The 17,122-nt window shown below is 38.9% G+C and carries 20 protein-coding genes; 3 read left to right on the top strand and 17 right to left on the bottom strand.

Annotation, left to right across the window (positions count from 1 at the left end):
* Positions 1-7 precede the first annotated feature (7 nt).
* From ACJJVZ_RS00545 to ACJJVZ_RS00520, 6 genes are all read right to left on the bottom strand, one after another.
* On the bottom strand, positions 8-328 hold the full coding sequence (locus ACJJVZ_RS00545; RefSeq protein WP_138585581.1) for a hypothetical protein: 321 nt from the start codon (positions 326-328) through the stop codon (positions 8-10).
* A gap of 9 nt (positions 329-337) precedes the next feature.
* Positions 338-1,033, bottom strand: coding sequence for a nuclear transport factor 2 family protein (locus ACJJVZ_RS00540; protein WP_405597190.1), 696 nt, complete (start codon positions 1,031-1,033; stop codon positions 338-340).
* Positions 1,034-1,144: 111 nt separating this feature from the next.
* Positions 1,145-1,888, bottom strand: a complete 744-nt coding sequence (locus ACJJVZ_RS00535; protein ID WP_405597188.1) for a ferredoxin--NADP reductase — start codon at positions 1,886-1,888, stop codon at positions 1,145-1,147.
* A gap of 289 nt (positions 1,889-2,177) precedes the next feature.
* Complete coding sequence (locus tag ACJJVZ_RS00530; RefSeq protein ID WP_405597185.1) at positions 2,178-2,939, bottom strand: EAL domain-containing protein; 762 nt, start codon at positions 2,937-2,939, stop codon at positions 2,178-2,180.
* Positions 2,940-3,270: 331 nt separating this feature from the next.
* Positions 3,271-3,975 carry a purine-nucleoside phosphorylase gene (gene deoD / locus ACJJVZ_RS00525; protein ID WP_077535431.1) on the bottom strand — a complete coding sequence of 235 codons (705 nt, stop codon included), beginning with the start codon at positions 3,973-3,975 and terminating at the stop codon, positions 3,271-3,273.
* Complete coding sequence (locus ACJJVZ_RS00520; protein WP_405597182.1) at positions 3,975-5,207, bottom strand: phosphopentomutase; 1,233 nt, start codon at positions 5,205-5,207, stop codon at positions 3,975-3,977. The genes deoD and ACJJVZ_RS00520 overlap by 1 nt, the downstream gene beginning before the upstream one ends.
* Positions 5,208-5,398: 191 nt before the next feature.
* Between ACJJVZ_RS00520 and udk the strand changes: the two genes are divergently transcribed.
* The 3 genes from udk (at position 5,399) to ACJJVZ_RS00505 (ending at position 8,258) form a co-directional block, all read left to right on the top strand.
* Positions 5,399-6,031, top strand: a complete 633-nt coding sequence (gene udk / locus ACJJVZ_RS00515; RefSeq protein WP_077535429.1) for a uridine kinase — start codon at positions 5,399-5,401, stop codon at positions 6,029-6,031.
* Between the two features lie 17 nt (positions 6,032-6,048).
* Entirely contained in the window at positions 6,049-7,275 is a 1,227-nt protein-coding gene (locus tag ACJJVZ_RS00510; protein WP_077535428.1) for a NupC/NupG family nucleoside CNT transporter, read from the top strand.
* A 272-nt stretch (positions 7,276-7,547) separates the two neighbouring features.
* The gene (locus ACJJVZ_RS00505) at positions 7,548-8,258 is read left to right on the top strand and encodes an ABC transporter substrate-binding protein (RefSeq protein ID WP_171037498.1); all 711 of its coding nucleotides are present in this window, start codon (positions 7,548-7,550) and stop codon (positions 8,256-8,258) included.
* Positions 8,259-8,568: 310 nt separating this feature from the next.
* On the opposite strand, the gene ACJJVZ_RS00500 is transcribed toward ACJJVZ_RS00505, so the two are convergent.
* The 11 genes from ACJJVZ_RS00500 to ACJJVZ_RS00450 form a co-directional block, all read right to left on the bottom strand.
* Positions 8,569-8,778, bottom strand: a complete 210-nt coding sequence (locus ACJJVZ_RS00500; RefSeq protein ID WP_002959120.1) for a cold-shock protein — start codon at positions 8,776-8,778, stop codon at positions 8,569-8,571.
* Between the two features lie 234 nt (positions 8,779-9,012).
* Positions 9,013-9,729 carry a hypothetical protein gene (locus ACJJVZ_RS00495; protein WP_193156809.1) on the bottom strand — a complete coding sequence of 239 codons (717 nt, stop codon included), beginning with the start codon at positions 9,727-9,729 and terminating at the stop codon, positions 9,013-9,015.
* Positions 9,726-10,466 (bottom strand): iron transporter, encoded by a 741-nt coding sequence (locus ACJJVZ_RS00490; protein ID WP_193156808.1) that lies wholly within the window; start codon positions 10,464-10,466, stop codon positions 9,726-9,728. Before ACJJVZ_RS00490 ends, ACJJVZ_RS00495 begins: the two co-directional genes overlap by 4 nt.
* A complete protein-coding gene (locus tag ACJJVZ_RS00485; protein WP_138585573.1) occupies positions 10,453-10,806 on the bottom strand; it encodes a cupredoxin domain-containing protein in 354 nt (117 codons plus the stop codon). Before ACJJVZ_RS00485 ends, ACJJVZ_RS00490 begins: the two co-directional genes overlap by 14 nt.
* Positions 10,799-12,112 carry an ATP-binding protein gene (locus ACJJVZ_RS00480; protein WP_405597177.1) on the bottom strand — a complete coding sequence of 438 codons (1,314 nt, stop codon included), beginning with the start codon at positions 12,110-12,112 and terminating at the stop codon, positions 10,799-10,801. Before ACJJVZ_RS00480 ends, ACJJVZ_RS00485 begins: the two co-directional genes overlap by 8 nt.
* A gap of 26 nt (positions 12,113-12,138) precedes the next feature.
* Complete coding sequence (locus ACJJVZ_RS00475) at positions 12,139-12,798, bottom strand: response regulator (RefSeq protein WP_405597175.1); 660 nt, start codon at positions 12,796-12,798, stop codon at positions 12,139-12,141.
* A gap of 8 nt (positions 12,799-12,806) precedes the next feature.
* A complete protein-coding gene (locus tag ACJJVZ_RS00470) occupies positions 12,807-13,454 on the bottom strand; it encodes a hypothetical protein (protein WP_405597172.1) in 648 nt (215 codons plus the stop codon).
* Positions 13,455-13,481: 27 nt separating this feature from the next.
* Entirely contained in the window at positions 13,482-14,252 is a 771-nt protein-coding gene (locus ACJJVZ_RS00465; protein WP_405597169.1) for an SDR family oxidoreductase, read from the bottom strand.
* Positions 14,249-14,938 (bottom strand): TenA family transcriptional regulator, encoded by a 690-nt coding sequence (locus tag ACJJVZ_RS00460; RefSeq protein WP_405597167.1) that lies wholly within the window; start codon positions 14,936-14,938, stop codon positions 14,249-14,251. The genes ACJJVZ_RS00465 and ACJJVZ_RS00460 overlap by 4 nt, the downstream gene beginning before the upstream one ends.
* Positions 14,931-16,400 (bottom strand): AMP-binding protein, encoded by a 1,470-nt coding sequence (locus ACJJVZ_RS00455; protein WP_405597164.1) that lies wholly within the window; start codon positions 16,398-16,400, stop codon positions 14,931-14,933. The genes ACJJVZ_RS00460 and ACJJVZ_RS00455 overlap by 8 nt, the downstream gene beginning before the upstream one ends.
* On the bottom strand, positions 16,397-17,050 hold the full coding sequence (locus ACJJVZ_RS00450; protein WP_405597162.1) for a thermostable hemolysin: 654 nt from the start codon (positions 17,048-17,050) through the stop codon (positions 16,397-16,399). Before ACJJVZ_RS00450 ends, ACJJVZ_RS00455 begins: the two co-directional genes overlap by 4 nt.
* Positions 17,051-17,122: the final 72 nt, after the last annotated feature.

Genomic DNA, 17,122 nt, shown 5'->3' with positions numbered 1-17,122 from the left:
AAAAATGTTAGCGCTTAAAGTATAAATCAATCGCTTTAGTAAGCAATTCATCAAGCTGCTCTTCAAAATGCTCAATTTCTATTTCAAAGTGATTTAAATATGCTTTAGCCTGCGCTTGAGATAAATTTCGGCTGTTTACGCTATATTGACGCTCACCGACTTGCTTATCGTAACGTGGTAAAAATACAAATTGACCATAATACGGCGACTTAATATGCTTATTCGCAAAGCGACAAAAATCTTCTATATGGTTTGCACCATCAGGTCCTAAGCAACCTGGCTCAACTCGATACATTAAACGGACTTTTTTTTCTTCACTTATTTGCATAATGATCCTTTAACGAAAAAATAATACGCGGATTATTTTTCCGTCTTTAATTTGATAACTAGATACAAGCTCTGAACGTTTATCTACGACGTTTTCGTCGGTTGAGCAAGTTTCTGATAACTCATGGTCAATCACTATATCCCCATGCACTATACGTTTAATAGGCGATGAGTGGATACACTTTAGCTTTTTAAACATTAGCCCATAACGTGCTATTAGCTTTTCTTTTCCTTTAAATAATAGCTCATTAGGGAAAATATAAAACTCTACATCTTCAGCATATACACGAATAAATTCTTCTATGTTTCGTGCATTATAGGCTTTAATTAATTGCTCAACCACAGTAAGTGATTCGCGCGACTGCTTTGCTTTACTTTGTTGTTTGGCTGTTAGTGCTTCTTTTGCTTGCGCCACTACTTTTTCAGCTTGCGCTACAGCCGCTGCTTTTTCTATTTTACTTTTAAGTTTTGTAACTGGTTGCGCAGCTTCACTGCCCAATACTTTAGAGTCATCAACTTTAGTATTGTTTACAATTGGTTTTTTTAGCACAGGCGCTGAATATTCTAGCGTGTTGACTTTATCGTTTGTCGTTTGTTCTGTATTTGCTTTTTTAGTTTCATCTGATTCAGATTGCTGAGCAGCAACATAACTACTCAATGCCAAACAGGTAATTAATGAAGCAAAAATAATAGATAACGATTTCATAGTTTTCCTAATATGAACACTAAACGTTGTTAGTCACGCAACATAGCAAATTTTAGAGTTTTCGGGTAGTTATTATGTACTTGCAGTGCGCGCATGCTGCTAAACACCTCTTTACCAGTACTGTTCAACCGTTATTTGACCAGGCTCTCTGCGGCGGTTTCGCTTAAAGTTTTGCCCTACAAGTAACTCGGTTGTGTCTTTAACCATTTGCGGGTTTCCACAAATCATAAACTGAGCATTATTTGCAGTTGGGCTTAGTTTTACGTGTTCAAATAAGGTTTTATTAGCGATAGCATTGGTAATACGACCATTTAGCCCCTGTAATGGCTTCTCACGGCTAACAACGGGGATATAGTTAAGCTGATCAGGGTACTGTTTTAGCAACTCATTAATAAGCTCTTGATAGCTCAAATCGTTATTATAACGTACGCCATGTACTAAATTGATGTATTGATATTTTTGCCATATTTCAGATTGTTGTAGCATTGATAAAAATGGGCCGATAGCAGTGCCAGTGCTAAGCATCCAAAGTTGCTCGCTTTGTGGTATTTCATCTAAGGTAAAAAAGCCTGTTGCACGACGCTCAATTAAAACTGTATCACCTGGCTGCAACTTGGCTAAGCGTGGCGATAGTAAACCACTGGCTACGTTAATGAAGTAAAATTCTAAATCGTTATTTTCGGGAGAGTTTACGTATGAATATGCACGCGCGATACGTTTGTCGTTATCCATTACTGAAAGTTTTGTAAATTGCCCTGCTTTAAATGGCTCAACATCGGCGTTTAACGTTAAACTAAAAAGCGTTTCGTTCCACCACGTTACTTTTTTTACGCTTGCATCAACCCAGTTCGACATATTTGACTCCAGAGTTTAACTATCAATAATACCAACCCGCAAAAATACTTAATCAATTTGAGGGATTAAACCTGACGTTAACTACGTTAAAAACTTCTGATATAGAATAAATAACGAAATTTTTGCCTTATTATCGACACGATTTTCTTACCTCAAAATAGCTCACTTAATTAAGCGAGTTAATATGTAATTTAAACATTACTCACTGCAAAAGTAAGCTTTATAAGGTAAACATTAGCACTAAGCTAAGTGAACTTACAGGGGAAATTAGAGCGAGGTGATCTTTTATTTACGCAAAAATAGGGCTAAGCGGTGCTGGTCTTGCAAGTGCATAGCCTTGACCAAAACAAAAGTTCAGTTTTTTAACAAAATCAATATGCTCTTGAGTTTCTAGACCCTCTATACACACTGAGCAATTAAACTTTTCTTTAAAGGTGGCTGCCATTTCGATAATACTTTTAGAGTAGCTATTATCAAATGCGCTATTAATAAAACAGCCATCAATTTTAATTAGTTTTATATTTAGCTGCGATAACAACTCAAAATTAGACATACCGGTACCAAAGTCATCCATTGCAAAAGCAAACCCTTCGGTAATTAACTTTTCTATATTTTTAATCATTGATTGGTACATTTTTGTAGAGCAGGCGCGCTCAGTAATCTCCAGCATCACATTTTGCTTGGGTATATTAAAGCGATTAAAAAAGTATTTTACGAGTGCAGGAAATCTAGACGAGGCAATTTGTGCGGGTTCAAAGTTTAGAGAAAAACTAAATGGGCTTTTTACATTATCTGAAAAGAACGGCTTTACTGCACTAAGCGTGTGCAATGTTAATAAATCCTCTTTTCCTTGTGAAATTAATGCCATCACAGTTTTTTCAATATTGGTAGTCGATTCGCTGTTACGTAATAACGCTTCGTATAGCTTAATTTTTCCCGTTTTTAAGCAATAAATAGGCTGAAAATGGAAATGATAACTAGCTATATCGTATTGAAAACATTCTTCAGGAAAAATTAAGTTTTTTGAACGTCCACTGTCTACTATTAACATTTACCGAACAGCCTAATACTAATTTCACATATAGTATAACAAATTACCTTAAAACCACTTAAAAGTCGCCACTTAAGTACTAAATATATACAAAATAGTAATAAGTTATTAGTGTTAAAATAGAAAAATGATTTAATAAATACAAATAATTACAAAAATTTAACTAATATTACTGAGTTTAGGTTTCTCTGCATCAAAGTTGAATAAATATCAAAAATAAAGACATAAAAAAAGCCGCATAAAATGCGGCTTTGGAGGTTTAGTCTCACTTCACTTTGGGCGTGTCTCCAAAACTTAGTGAATACGTTACCAAGGAACTGTTATGTATTATTTAAGCTATTGACTCTAATGCAATTTTAACCATTTCGTTAAACGTACTTTGACGCTCATCAGCAGGTGTTGCTTCGCCAGTGATCACGTGATCACTTACTGTAAATAATGCCATTGCGTTTGCGCCGTATTCAGCCGCAACGCCGTATAAACCGGCTGTTTCCATATCTACAGCTAGCATGCCTAACTTGTCTAAATCTTTATAAAAAGAGTCGTCTGCTTGGTAGAAAGTGTCGGTTGTAAATACGTTACCTACTTTAGCTTTAATACCTAGCTCTTTTGCAGCGTTTACGCCGTTTAAAAGCAGTTCAAAGTTAGCAATAGCAGAAAAATCGTAGCCACGAACGCGAGCACGGTTTACGTTTGAATCAGTACTTGCACCTTGTGCAAAAATTACGTCACGGATTTTTATATCTGTACCAATACCGCCACACGTACCAATACGTATAATATTTTTAACGCCAAAGCTTACAATTAGCTCACGCGCATAAATAGACATTGATGGAATACCCATGCCTGAACCCATAATGCTTACTGGCTTACCTTTGTAAGTACCAGTGAAACCGTACATGTTACGCACGCCTGTCACTTGTACTGCATCATCTAAAAAGTTTTCAGCAATATATTGCGCACGTAGCGGATCGCCTGGCATTAATACTGTTTCGGCGAAATCACCAACGTTTGCACTGATATGCGGAGTACTCATTAATTGTTTTCCTTTTTATTTGGCGTTGTTAACTCATTTAAAAAGCTGTCGCCGTAATCAAGCGCAGATAAGCTAAACCACTGTGCCAGTGTTTGACCTATATCTGCAAAGCTGTTGCGTTCACCTAATGGTGTATTACTCATACCCGGTTGATATGCAATAACGGGTACGTATTCACGGGTGTGCTCTGAACCTGGAAAGGTAGGGTCACAGCCGTGATCTGCAGTGATCATTAATATGTCATCTGCGTCTAACTGATTTAGTATAGTAGGTAAATAGTCATCAAATTCTTTTAATGCTTTCGCGTAACCTACTGGGTTACGGCGATGACCAAATTTTTCATCAAAATCAACCAAGTTAGTAAAAATCAAGCTGCGATCTGGCGCGCTTTTCATTACTTCGCTGGTTTTTTCTAGCAAGTTCATAAGCCCTGGTGCTTTATGCTTTTGGGTTATGCCTTGATGCGCGTAAATGTCTGAAATTTTACCAATACTAATTACTTCGCCGCCGTCCTTTGCTAATACATCTAGCAACGTAGGTGCTGGCGGGAGTACTGAATAGTCGCGACGATTACCCGTTCGCGCAAAGTCTTGACTATTTGAACCCAAAAATGGCCGCGCAATCACTCGTCCTATGTTCATTTCATCAAGTAGCGCCCGTGCGATTTCGCAAACTTGATAAAGCTTCTCTAGGCCAAATGACTCTTCATGCGCGGCTATTTGAAACACGCTATCAGCTGAGGTGTAACAGATTGGTTTACCTGTTTTTACATGCTCTTCACCTAGCTGTTCTAAAATGGTCGTTCCTGATGCATGACAATTGCCTAAAATGCCAGGAATACCCGTACGAGCAATAAACTCGTCTATAAATTCTTGCGGAAAACTAGGCTGTGTTTTTGGGAAATATCCCCAATCAAATAACACAGGAACCCCCGCCATTTCCCAATGACCCGATGGTGTGTCTTTACCGCTTGATATCTCTTTAGCGTAACCCCATGCACCTTGTGGTGCTTGGCGATTTAAAATTAAACACGGTTCGCCACCGGCAGCTTCACACGCATCAACTAATCCTAGTTTAGATAAATTAGGAAGTGACAACGCAATACCTGTTTCGTCGTAATATGCTTTTAGTAAGTGAGCGAATGTATTTGCGCCAAGATCACCAAATTTATCTGCATCTGGTGCTGCACCGATTCCTAGGCTATCTGCCATTAAGATAATTGCTCTTGTCATTTTGACCTCACTTTGTTTCTAGGTGGTTACTTTATCTGCTCTTGGAATTTTCCGTACAGGACAAAAGTCCTGTTTCATAAAACCTAAACATTATAAATTTACGTTCTGAGCGAAGCAAAAGAGATTAATCGTGTCTTTTTTGCTATTGTGATCTACCAACAATATATCCTTCTGTGTGGGTGAGAACTTTAGTGACACGAACTACTATTATAGCTATTGCAGGCGCATCGGCGTCGGGCAAATCCCTTTTTAGCCAAACAATTTATAATGAATTGGTTAATGAGCTTGAACCAGGCGCTATCGCCATTATTGAAGAAGATGCTTATTACAAGGATCAGTCGCATTTGCCGATGGCCCATCGTACGCAAACGAATTACGATCATCCTGATGCATTTGAGCACGCGTTAATGTTAGAGCATTTAACGCAACTTCGCAGTGGCAACTCAGTTGAAGTACCTAGTTATGATTATGCGCAGCATACACGCAGTGAAAAAACACGACGTGTCCCCGCTGCAAAAATACTCATTGTTGAAGGTATTTTATTATTGAGTGATAAAGCACTTAATAAAGAATTTGATATTAAGGTGTTTATAGACACACCTTTAGATATTTGTTTAATGCGCCGTATGCAACGTGATATGGAGCAACGAGGCAGAACATTACAATCCGTTGTTGAGCAATATCAAGCAACTGTTAGACCGATGTTTTATCAATTTATTGAGCCTTCGAAGCATAACGCCGATTTAGTTGTGACTCGAGGCGGTATGAATCGTGTTGCGATTGATATTATTAAAAGTAAGATAAAATATTTACTACAAGAATAACAACGGGAAACATTTGTATGACAACATTTATGAGCTTAGTAGGCATGTGTGTGCTACTGAGCATTGCTTTTGCTGCTTCGACTAATCGCAAGGCAATTAATTTAAGAACCGTTGGTATAGCGTTTGCTATGCAAGTTGTTATTGGCGGTTTTGTATTATTTTTTGAAGCAGGAAAAAATGTATTAACGAGCATGTCAGCAGCCGTTTCATCAGTTATTGGTTATGCTAACGACGGTATTGGGTTTTTATTTGGCCCGCTTGCTTCACAGGACACACTTGGTTTTATTTTTGCGATTCAGGTTTTGCCCGTTATCGTGTTTTTCTCAGCATTGGTTGCTGTGTTATATCACCTTGGCATTATGGACTGGATCATTAAGATTTTGGGCGGTGGTTTACAAAAATTATTGAAAACCTCACGCACAGAATCACTTTCAGCAACAGCCAATATTTTTGTTGGCCAAACTGAAGCACCACTTATTGTTAAACCATTTATTGCAACGATGACAAAATCAGAATTGTTTGCAGTTATGGTTGGTGGCCTAGCCACAGTAGCAGGCTCTGTAATGGCCGGTTACGTTATTATTGGTATCGAGCTTAAGTATTTAATAGCAGCAAGTTTTATGGCAGCGCCTGGCGGCTTTTTAATGGCCAAGATGATCGTACCAGAAACTGAAACACCTAAGGATAACTTAGCCGATTTAGATTTAGATGATGAAGATAAACCTGTAAATGTAATTGATGCTGCGGCATCTGGTGCAGCAAATGGTATGCACTTAGCACTTAATGTTGGTGCAATGTTACTTGCCTTTGTCGCATTAATTGCGTTACTAAACGGTTTATTAGGTGGTATTGGTGGATGGTTTGATTATCCAACATTAACACTACAAGAAATTTTAGGTTATGTATTTGCCCCAGTTGCATGGTTACTTGGTGTACCATGGGATGAAGCAATTATAGCCGGCAGTTTTATTGGTCAAAAGATAGTAGTAAATGAATTTGTTGCTTACTTAGACTTTATAAATTATCGCGATACGTTAAGCGCACACACACAAGCGATTGTTACATTCGCACTCTGTGGGTTTGCTAATTTATCATCGATAGCCATTTTACTAGGTGGGTTAGGCGGTATGGCGCCTAGCAGGCGGAAGGATATCGCACGCTTAGGGCTCAGAGCAGTGTTAGCAGGATCTATGGCTAACCTTATGAGCGCAGCAATTGCTGGTTTTTTCCTCTCGCTAGCTTAGAAACTGATAGAGACAAATGACCGGTGTTGCAAAACAATAGGATAGCGCTTTAAGGGGTTAAAGCACTATCTGATTTGAACGATACTTCACCAAGGGCCGCAAGGCCCTTTTATCGTTTTAGGGCTTTAATAAAGTAACCTTTCTTCTTATATCCTTCTATTTATTTTCATTATGAGATTTTTACAACTCAATTAACCGCTAATACTTTGTAAATTTAACAATTTTAAACCACACTTAATTAAGTGTTTTCAAGCCAAAAATGACTAGTTGTAGTGAAATATAATCTGACCTTTTTTATCCTTTTTTTATCATTTAGTACTTTAGCTGAAGAGCCTTTACTCGTTGTTACAGAATTAGCGCCACCTAATCAAGTTTTAATAGACGGTGAAGTTCAAGGTAAAGGGACACAGTACATAAGAGATATATTTAAACAGGCTGATTTAACGCCAAACATACAAATGTACCCTTGGGCCCGCGCCTATAAAATGGTAAGCGAGAAGAAAAACGCGTTTATTTACAGCATTGCTCGAACGCCAGAACGTGAAGATCAATTTCAGTGGGTAGGGGAAATTGGTCGCTTTGAAATGGGGTTTGTTGGGCTATCAGACAGAACCGATATAGTAATCAATAATATTAACCAAGCGAAAAATTACAAAATAGCTATGCAACATAACGACTTCTCAACCCAAACTCTCACTAAAATGGGGTTTGAGGGCGTTATAACTTCAGATATACAGCATTCTTATAAGTTACTACTAGCCAAAAAAGTAGACCTAATATTGGATGACCCGCTTTATATGCTCCAATATAGTGATCACTTTAAACTTAAACCTGGCCACTTAAAATTTATTTTTAAAATAGATGCATTAACAACGGTTGCTTATTTAGCTGCAAATAAAGATACAGATAAAGTTCTTATAGAAAAAATGGAAGAAGCGCACAAAGAAGTGAGCAAAACTAAAAGAAGCCCTTACGATAAATGAGTTAAATTACACTCGGCTTTTGAATTAAATGATGTGCAGGTGAGGTAAATGACTAACAATAAGTGGTATTAGTTCAGCGGTGCTTGAACTCGCTTTCTTCTAGGCTTTTACTAATTAAAGCTATAGAGGCTTTTTATTAACCACGTGACCCTGTCACTTAATAGTTGTTTATATTAGACCTTGGGGTCAAATCGAAGCACTTTAATTGTGATCCTTGGTATTAGGTCGTGGTTGTTGAATAAGTTAGGTTTGTTTCAGGCACAAAAAAAGCGCCTTAAGCGCTTTTTTTCATTTTACTTAAAAAGTAAAATTATACAGCTGTGATGTTATCAGCTTGAGGACCTTTTTGACCTTGTGAAAGAGTAAACTCTACACGTTGGCCTTCAGCAAGAGTTTTAAAACCTTCGCTTTTGATTGCTGAGAAATGTGCGAAAACGTCTGGGCCATTTTCTTGCTCGATGAAACCAAAACCTTTAGACTCGTTAAACCACTTAACTGTACCTGATACGATGTTAGACATTGTAATATCCTGATATAAAATAAAAAATATGCTCATATGAGCGGGTGTAGCAAAAAATGAGATGGTACTTTAAAAACTTCAGGACGGTACTACAAGTATTACTTATACAACATCGAAATGGAGATTTATAGCTTACATGCTTTCTTTCTAGCTGCAGCCCACTATATAGATTTCGAAAAATATGTCAAGTACTTATCCACTACTGAATAATAAACATTTATCACTTTTTTATTCTTAAAATTCAAACTCTAGCGCGAGCCTAAAGCTATGGTTCTTTTCTGATTGGCTTATTTCAGAAATAAAACCAGCTTCCCACTTTAATTGTTTTTGGCCTGCAAACCTATGCAACCCTATAAACCCAGGGCCAATACCAACAAAATCTTCCCCCACATATAATTCGAGCGCTGGCTGAAAGGCAGAGCGATAACGATAGCGATACTGCGCTCTGAACTCTGTTTCCCATTCATTTTTTATATCTTGCCCCCACTCATAGACTAAAAAGGCATTCATGGTAACACTCGTTTTACCAAATTCTTTTTCGATTACAAAACCTGATGTCGCTTCGTATATATCTTCGTTGTGCTTTTTCTCAAGTTCAAATAGTGCGCCCCAATCCGCCCATAGCTTACCTTGTTCAATTAATTGCCAGCGTAGTTCAAGCTCGTAGGCCTCAAGACCAAAGTCACCATTATCATCTCGCTCACCAACTAAATATCCCTCAAGCGCCATTGTATCGTTTATAGCCCGCCCCATACCTAGGCGTTGCGCTAACAAGTTGCCACTATCTGTTTGATGCGACACTAATCGCCACTCAAATTCACGCTCAAAAGGTAACACATACGGGTGGTATACCTTATCAACAACAATACCATCTGCATTTGCTTTATATGGCAATAACAACAAACAAAAAGCAGTAAAAATAAGTGCTAAATATAGGTTGATTGCTTTCATACACGTTCCTCAGTTATTGATGCCGGAATAAAGTAACAAAATGATAAAAATAATGTGCTGCTCATACTATAAATAAGTACGCTTATAAAATCAGGCGTTGCCTCGTAACCCACAAGAGCACGCAGAACACGGCCCAGCTCAGAGTTTTCGCTTAATATGTCACGTAAATCCCATACTGTTGCAGTGTTTGTTATTAAATCTATTTGGCTTGCTAAATCCAACGCTACTAATAACTTAGCGGCACTATTTAAAGCAAGTAACACTAACAGCGGGTAAATACCAAAGCGCTGTTTAATTGCGTTCATAAAAAAATACAGTAAAACGCTAAAGCTCAAACAAATCCCAACGCCTAATAAAGTGCCAATAAACAAGCTTTGGCCCACATCGCTGTTTTGCCAAAAACTGGTGAGATAAATAATATAATGGCTTAAATATAATGTTGTTGTACTTATCACTGCGACATAAAATGCGGCTGTTTTTTGCTTTATAGCAAATACGAGAGCAGCAACAAATGCACTAACACAAAGCCCTATTTGTGAATATTCTAAGCCTTGATGTTCAAACCACTGACTCACCCACGACGCACTTTGCATGTACAAAAATGACATTACTGCAGCAATTACTAAAGCAAACCACACCTGCGCCCTACTTTGCTTTGCAACTACTTGCAGCAATACTAATAAAATAGCCACAGGTAGTAATTGATTGAGGCTCATTACTAAACTAGTTATCAGCATGCTGCGTCCCCTCATTGCTAACGATAACAACGCCTCTTGCTGTATTTGGTGAAAACTCACCAAAAAATTCGTAATGCCCTTTACTCAACGGCCCTATATAAATCACGCTTTTACGGTTTGGATAGAGTACTTTTTCTCTATTTAGATCAAAACTATCAAACTCTTCTGGCGTACTATCTTGATTTTCTATTAATAATTTTACTTTTTTATTCACCGGAATAATAATTTGCGAGGGATAAAACAAGTGATCTTTTAAAACTATAAGATACTCTTTACTTTTAGCATTAAGCGACAACAACAATAAAAGGAACATGCATTGATTAAGTAAGCGTTTAGTCACATTGAGCTCCTGTAAAAGTAACGTTCACTCTCAATCCACCCAGAGCGCTATCTTTTAATTTTATTTTTGCATCATAAATAGCAATGATGTGCTGCACGATTGCCATGCCTAAACCTGCACCTTGCTCGCCTGAGGGGTGCTGATCGCCACCCACTCGGTAAAAACGATTGAATACTCGCTCTTTTTGCTCCTCAGTCATGCCTGATCCCGAATCATCTATTTGCCAACTAAAGCCTGTGCTACTTGATGCTAATTTAATAATAATTTGACCATTATCAGGCGTGTACTTTATAGCATTGCTGAGTAAATTAGAGATAAGCGTAGTGAGAGTAAATTCATCTCCGTTAATTATAAAGTCGTCACCTTCGAGGCAAATAGTCTGATTTTTAGCATCTATTTTGTCGTATTGCTCCGACACAGACTGTTGTGTAATCGCTAGTAAGGATTGCTCGCTAAACTGTTTTTGCCACTGCTCTGGTTGAGTACGTCCTAAAATCAGCATTTGCTCGACAATATTACTCAAGCGATTAATACCTTGCGACATCGCTTGTAGCTCTTCATTATTTTGCAGCACGTTTTGTTTGTTTGCTAAATTATGCACATTTATTTTTAAGCTACTAAGCGGTGTGCGCAATTCGTGCGCTGCATCTGAGGCAAAAAAACGCTCTCTTAAATAGGCGGTTTCTACCCGTTTAAATAAGTCGTTTAAGCGATTAATAACGGGTTTAATTTCTTCATCAGTCACTTGCCAGTTAATTGGCGTAAAATCATTCGCTTGACGAAGGGCCAATTGCTTCGAGAGTCGAGTAAGTGGTGCAAGAGCATATTTAACAAAAAAGCTGATAAAAATAGCAAGTAAAGGGACTGCCCACAACATAGGTAACATTGCCGATAAAATAACAGCTTCAGCAAGCTCAAATCGTTTTGCCATTGGCTCGGCCACAATCACTTTGCGTGCATGTTTATTTAATACAAAGACCCTCATACGTTGCCCTGCTATGTTGGCAGTTTGAAAACCTTCGTTAAAACTGGTTTGGTTATTCGTTAAACTCATCGAGCCGCTAAGCAATGTCGTACCTTGCCAAATTTGATACAACAATTGAGCGCTGTTATTACTTACTTGCACTGCACTTGTGGTTATTGCTAATGGCTGTTCAATTAAAACCCCTGCAACTATTTTAAGCTCATCATCAAGCAAGTTTTCACCATGATGCATACTTTTTTGATAGCCTTTTACTAATGCTAAAAAGCACGTAAGCACCATCATAGACAGTAAAATTAAGGTCAGACGTTTACGAATAGACATTTTCAACCTCGAAAGATAAACACGCTCTAGCGCTTGCCAACCACGTAGCCAATGCCACGTAAGGTTTTAATAAAGTCGCTAGGGAATTTTTTTCTAAGGTGGTGAATGTGTACTTCTATCGCGTTAGAGCCGACTTCTTCACCCCATTGGTAAAGTTTGTTTTCGAGTTGTTGTTTTGACTGCACACGACCTTGGTTTTCCATTAACGCTTTTAAAAGCATGTATTCTTTACGCGGTAATGTCAGTGACTCTCCATTGAGTGTCACCGTATGAGCAGAGCTGTCTATGACCACCTCCCCGCATTGCAGTAAACTCGATTGAGTTTGATTAACGCGTCGACTTGCCACACGTAGTCGAGCAAATAACTCTGCAGGGTCGAACGGCTTTGCAAGGTAATCATCAGCGCCCATATCAAGCCCTTGCACTTTGTCGTCTATACTGCCGCGAGCGGTTAAAATGACCACTGGAATTACTTTTTTTTGTGCTTTAATATGCTTTAAAACCAGTGAACCGTCACCATCTGGCAATCCTAAATCGAGAATAACGAGTTCAATTTCACCACTTGAAAGGCATTCTAGGGCATGTTTTATCGTTCCACTGTGCTCTACGCTATAACCCTCTTGACGCAAAGAGCGAATAAGCCCTTGCGCCACTAAATGATCGTCTTCAACGAGTAATAAATGCATTGTGTCGTTTATCTTTTAAGTTTTTTGTCTACTTTTGCCAATAGCTGGCTTATTGCTTGTTGGCGGTACTCATCTGCTTTAGCGCGAGTATCACGGAGACCCGCAGCTTGGGCTGCTAGCAAACGTGCTTTCGCTTCTTTGTAATCGCCTTCATCGTACAAGTATTCACCATATAAGTAGTTAGTATCAATGCCTTCGAGATTAAAAGCGAGTGCTTGTTTAAATAATTTTTCAGCTTTGTCATCATCACCAAAACCAATTGGCCAACCAGGTACTTTACTGTAAAGCGTTGCAAGGCTTGCGTATGCTGAGCCATCGAGTGCTGTACCGTCAATTGAGAGCGCCTGTTCGAGTGACGTTTTTGCCTCTTTTGCTAAACCAAGTGCGCCCAACCCGCCTTTTGCACCTGCAAAACTAGCTAACACAATACCATTCCAAATATGCGTTTGTGCCAAATTTGGGTAGTTTTTAACAAATAACGCGCTTTGCTCACTTAATTGCGTGAACGCATCTATTTGCGCGTCATCTTTAAGTTCATAATTAGCAATTGCCCACTTTTGTTGAATAGCGACTAAATCTTGCGATTCATCAGCATAGGCCGATACAGTAAATACACTCGTGAATACTAAATATAATGCTAAGGTTATTTTATACATAATTTTATCCTCGTTGTTCATCTATTTTTAACTTAAAAAACGTTTTATTTTAGGTAGTTGTTTTGCAATGGCGTTATCTACAATACGTGGAAAAGCACCATTAATGCGTACAAATAATTTTTCAGGAAAGCCGATAAAACGCCGTGTCTGATTAGAATCAAGAAGCGCAAGTAACTCTCTGGCGACTAATTCTGGCGAGTCCATTTTATTACCGAGCTCTTTATTCAGCGCACGGGTTTTGCTGTTATTAATGGTGGTGTCAGTGGCTCTTGGTGCTAGGTAAGCGACTTTAACACCCGAACCGTATAGCTCCCGCGAAAGCGCCTCTGTAAAACCACGCAAACCAAATTTACTCGCGCAATAAAGTGTTTGAAACGGGTAGCCAATACTGCCAAATGATGATCCCACGTTAACAATGGTGCCTTTGGTATACTCTAACTGCCCTAAAAATAGCTGACATAATTTAATAGGCACCGACAAATTGGTACTTAGCATATTGTCTATTTGCTCAGAGCTTGTGTGCTCAAGACTTTGCATTGTATTAACACCGGCATTGTTAATTAGCAATTTAACGCCGCCTAATTGCTTTGCTTTTACAGCTAAATTAATGCGTGTTGTATCGTCGGTTAAATCGCCAATAAATATTTCACTACCTGGGCATGCAGCACTGAGTTTTTCAAGAGCTTGAGCATTTCGCCCAACAAGGAGTAATTTCCACCCTTTAGCGTATAGGGCTTTAGCAATTGCTTGTCCTATTCCGCCGGTGGCGCCAGTTAATACACATAAAGAGCTGCTCATGCCCGTTTGCCTTGTATATTGGCTTTAAAAAAAGGCTCATCATCCAAACCACGAAATATATCGCCATATAAACGATAAAAGCGCTTTGCCCCATGAAGTATGGCTTGTTGATCTGCCTCGTCTGTTATTTGGTTCATAAGGTTTTCAAAAAACTTTACATGCTCTACATCAAGCGCCCCATGGGACGTTAAATAGCTAAATGCTTTTTTAGGTAAGCCCACTGCGTTTGCAATATTTGAAGCCGCGCCATCAGCAAGTGCAATGGACGTCCCTTCAAGCACATGTACCATACCAAAAAAGCTCAATGGGTTTTTACGAGCAATAGAGTCGTACGCATAAGACACCATCATTTCAGTGGCAAATTGTGGCTGACTACACCGTACGCTTTCTTTATCAAATCCGCAGGCTGCAATATCGTTAAGCACCCATTCTTGGTGGCCAATTTCTTCTTCAATATATTCTGCGACGGCTTCGCGCAGCCATTCTTGATCGTCGGTTAATCGTGCACCAACCGACATCATTAATGGCACGGTGTGTTTAACGTGGTGATACGCTTGCGCTAAAAACGAGGCGTATTCTTCAAGTGATGCTTCGCCTTTAAAAACACGCTGAATAATAGGCGCTGCGAGTAAGTAATCTTGCTCTTGCGTCGTTTGCTCTTTAAGGATGTTAAAAAAATCACTCATTAATTACTTCTCCAAATTGATAAAATTGCTCAAAAACGTCATGATACTGTTGGCTAATTGCCATTCGTTTTGGGCGATTATTTGTAGTTAACAACCCTTGTTGCACACTCAACGGAGCCGCTAAACGATGCCATTTTTGAATGCGTGCATAATCGGGTAGTTGTTTATTAATTGCGTTAATATACTGCGCTAACACTGGGTTACTTAGCTTTGTATCGGCGTAAATAATGGCTGTTAAAAAAGGCCTCCCTTCCCCAAATATAACGGCTTGTAATATGCCACTTTGGCTTAGCAATAGTGACTCAGGCCATTCGGCACTGATGTTGCGCCCCATGCTGGTAATAATTAGGTTTTTTAGGCGGCCTTTAATAAATAAAGTATTGTCACGTTGTTCGACTAGATCACCGGTGGCATACCAGTGGTTTTTATCATGCGGTGGGTGATTCAAATAACCTAAAAATATCTCACCTTTTATGAACAGCTGGCCGTCTTCAATTTTGGTTTGAAGGTGTGGAAGCACTGTTCCTGCACTGTGAAGATTATCGTTTGTTGGCGTGTTTAAGCTGACAACCGATGCGGCTTCAGATAGACCATACCCTTGGTATACCGGTAAATTTAAACGACGCGCTTTTGCGATTAGCATTTCACTAACAAGCGCACCACCAACGGCTATAAATTGTAATGAACTTGGTGGCTGCCAACCTTGCTCAGCAAAAGCAACCAAACATGTTAATAGCTCAGGCACTAAGATCAGCGTATTTGGCTGAACGTTATCAATAGCAGCAATAAGCTGGGCTGGTTTTTTTAATGCCGACCCAACAAAGCCAAGCTTATTAAGTGGCATTACATGAACAGTGCCACCACTTTTTAAAGGGGCATACACACCCGCTATATTTTCAAGTAATACAGCAAGCGGTAATAGGCATAAATGAACAGGGTTTTTAAGATTAATCTTATCGCAAAGCGATTGAGCTACCTGAATTTGACTATTTGCCGATAAACAGACTCCCTTAGGCTGCCCAGTAGAACCTGATGTAAAGGTTACTTTTTGTGTTCCGGCAAAGTAACTGACTGGTTTTAAAGCAGCTATTTCATAAATATACAACGTATAAAATTCAAACACAGTAATAGATGTGGTGGGCTCACCCAAAGAGTGGTTCGCAGTGTCACTAATAAATAAATTAGCACCGCATTGCGACAATACATAATGCGTTTGTTGCTCGCTAAAAAAGTGAGCAATAGGCACTGCCACTTTGTTAGCAAATGTTGTCGCAGCATCTAAAGCTAACCAGGCTGGTGTGTTATCTAATTTATATGCAACAACCTTACCGCTAAAATCATGTAACGAATTCGCTAACTCTTTTACTTGTTGGTCAAACTCAACGCCGCTAATACTTTGTGTTTTATTACTACGATGAGCAACAATAATAGGCGTGTTTGTTTGCGTATTGTAAATGCTCATACATTCACCAATGCATTCACAAGCGAGTTAATTTCAGTGTGATTTTGCTGCATTAAACTATAAAGCATAGGTGTATTTAGCACTTGCTGATGCGCTTGTTCTAAGCTCACAACACATACTGTTGGTTGGTTAGCGTAATAACTCCCCCAATTTAATGGATGCTCAACAACAAAACTATTCGCGACTGCAATTTCAGTACAATTAACACCAAGTAAGCGCAGTAATGCGCGCACTTTTTTAGTAGCACAAAATACTAAATACTTGGCCCCTACACTTTGCAGCGCTTCATTAACCACAATAAAATGCCCAAGAGTGGCTTTTCGGTGTGTCGAGCATAAGTTGCCAAGCTCAAATACCTTATCGCGCAGTGTATGCTCTGGTAAAAAGTGTTCAATAGGCTCAGCTAAATACTGCTCTATGAATAAAGGATCCGTCGCTTGTCTTAATCCTAAAGTGCATTTCCCTTCGCGTGGAGTGTACTGGCTAAGTAGTGGCATAAAAGATGTGAGCGTTGCGTTATAAGCAACTAAAAAACCTTCTTTAACGGTATCTTCTAGCGCTTTACGGTGCTCATCGTTGAGCCCTGCACTAACAACGCGTGAATTATTTTCTATGAAATCGGGTGATGAAGGTAATTGTGCTAATTGCATAAACATCGCTCATATAAAGTGTATGTTTAGAATTTAGCGAGCGAAACTTAAAGAAAACTTAAGAAAGGTAAT

The organism is Pseudoalteromonas sp. Ld19, from assembly GCF_045064135.1.
GTDB classification, from domain to species: Bacteria; Pseudomonadota; Gammaproteobacteria; order Enterobacterales; family Alteromonadaceae; genus Pseudoalteromonas; species Pseudoalteromonas aliena.
This window is presented reverse-complemented; position numbering and strand designations above follow the sequence as displayed.

Excerpts from the sequence above, each read along its gene's own strand:
- ACJJVZ_RS00545 (WP_138585581.1), bottom strand. The coding sequence starts at position 328 with ATGCAAATAAGTGAAGAAAAAAAAGTCCGTTTAATGTATCGAGTTGAG.
- ACJJVZ_RS00460 (WP_405597167.1), bottom strand. The coding sequence starts at position 14,938 with ATGAGTGATTTTTTTAACATCCTTAAAGAGCAAACGACGCAAGAGCAA.
- ACJJVZ_RS00540 (WP_405597190.1), bottom strand. The coding sequence starts at position 1,033 with ATGAAATCGTTATCTATTATTTTTGCTTCATTAATTACCTGTTTGGCA.
- ACJJVZ_RS00500 (WP_002959120.1), bottom strand. The coding sequence starts at position 8,778 with ATGTCTAACATCGTATCAGGTACAGTTAAGTGGTTTAACGAGTCTAAA.
- ACJJVZ_RS00455 (WP_405597164.1), bottom strand. The coding sequence starts at position 16,400 with ATGAGCATTTACAATACGCAAACAAACACGCCTATTATTGTTGCTCAT.
- ACJJVZ_RS00510 (WP_077535428.1), top strand. The coding sequence starts at position 6,049 with ATGACAACATTTATGAGCTTAGTAGGCATGTGTGTGCTACTGAGCATT.
- ACJJVZ_RS00450 (WP_405597162.1), bottom strand. The coding sequence starts at position 17,050 with ATGCAATTAGCACAATTACCTTCATCACCCGATTTCATAGAAAATAAT.
- deoD (WP_077535431.1), bottom strand. The coding sequence starts at position 3,975 with ATGAGTACTCCGCATATCAGTGCAAACGTTGGTGATTTCGCCGAAACA.
- ACJJVZ_RS00490 (WP_193156808.1), bottom strand. The coding sequence starts at position 10,466 with ATGCTGATAACTAGTTTAGTAATGAGCCTCAATCAATTACTACCTGTG.
- ACJJVZ_RS00470 (WP_405597172.1), bottom strand. The coding sequence starts at position 13,454 with ATGTATAAAATAACCTTAGCATTATATTTAGTATTCACGAGTGTATTT.
- ACJJVZ_RS00520 (WP_405597182.1), bottom strand. The coding sequence starts at position 5,207 with ATGACAAGAGCAATTATCTTAATGGCAGATAGCCTAGGAATCGGTGCA.
- ACJJVZ_RS00495 (WP_193156809.1), bottom strand. The coding sequence starts at position 9,729 with ATGAAAGCAATCAACCTATATTTAGCACTTATTTTTACTGCTTTTTGT.
- ACJJVZ_RS00465 (WP_405597169.1), bottom strand. The coding sequence starts at position 14,252 with ATGAGCAGCTCTTTATGTGTATTAACTGGCGCCACCGGCGGAATAGGA.
- ACJJVZ_RS00535 (WP_405597188.1), bottom strand. The coding sequence starts at position 1,888 with ATGTCGAACTGGGTTGATGCAAGCGTAAAAAAAGTAACGTGGTGGAAC.
- ACJJVZ_RS00530 (WP_405597185.1), bottom strand. The coding sequence starts at position 2,939 with ATGTTAATAGTAGACAGTGGACGTTCAAAAAACTTAATTTTTCCTGAA.
- ACJJVZ_RS00475 (WP_405597175.1), bottom strand. The coding sequence starts at position 12,798 with ATGCATTTATTACTCGTTGAAGACGATCATTTAGTGGCGCAAGGGCTT.
- ACJJVZ_RS00480 (WP_405597177.1), bottom strand. The coding sequence starts at position 12,112 with ATGTCTATTCGTAAACGTCTGACCTTAATTTTACTGTCTATGATGGTG.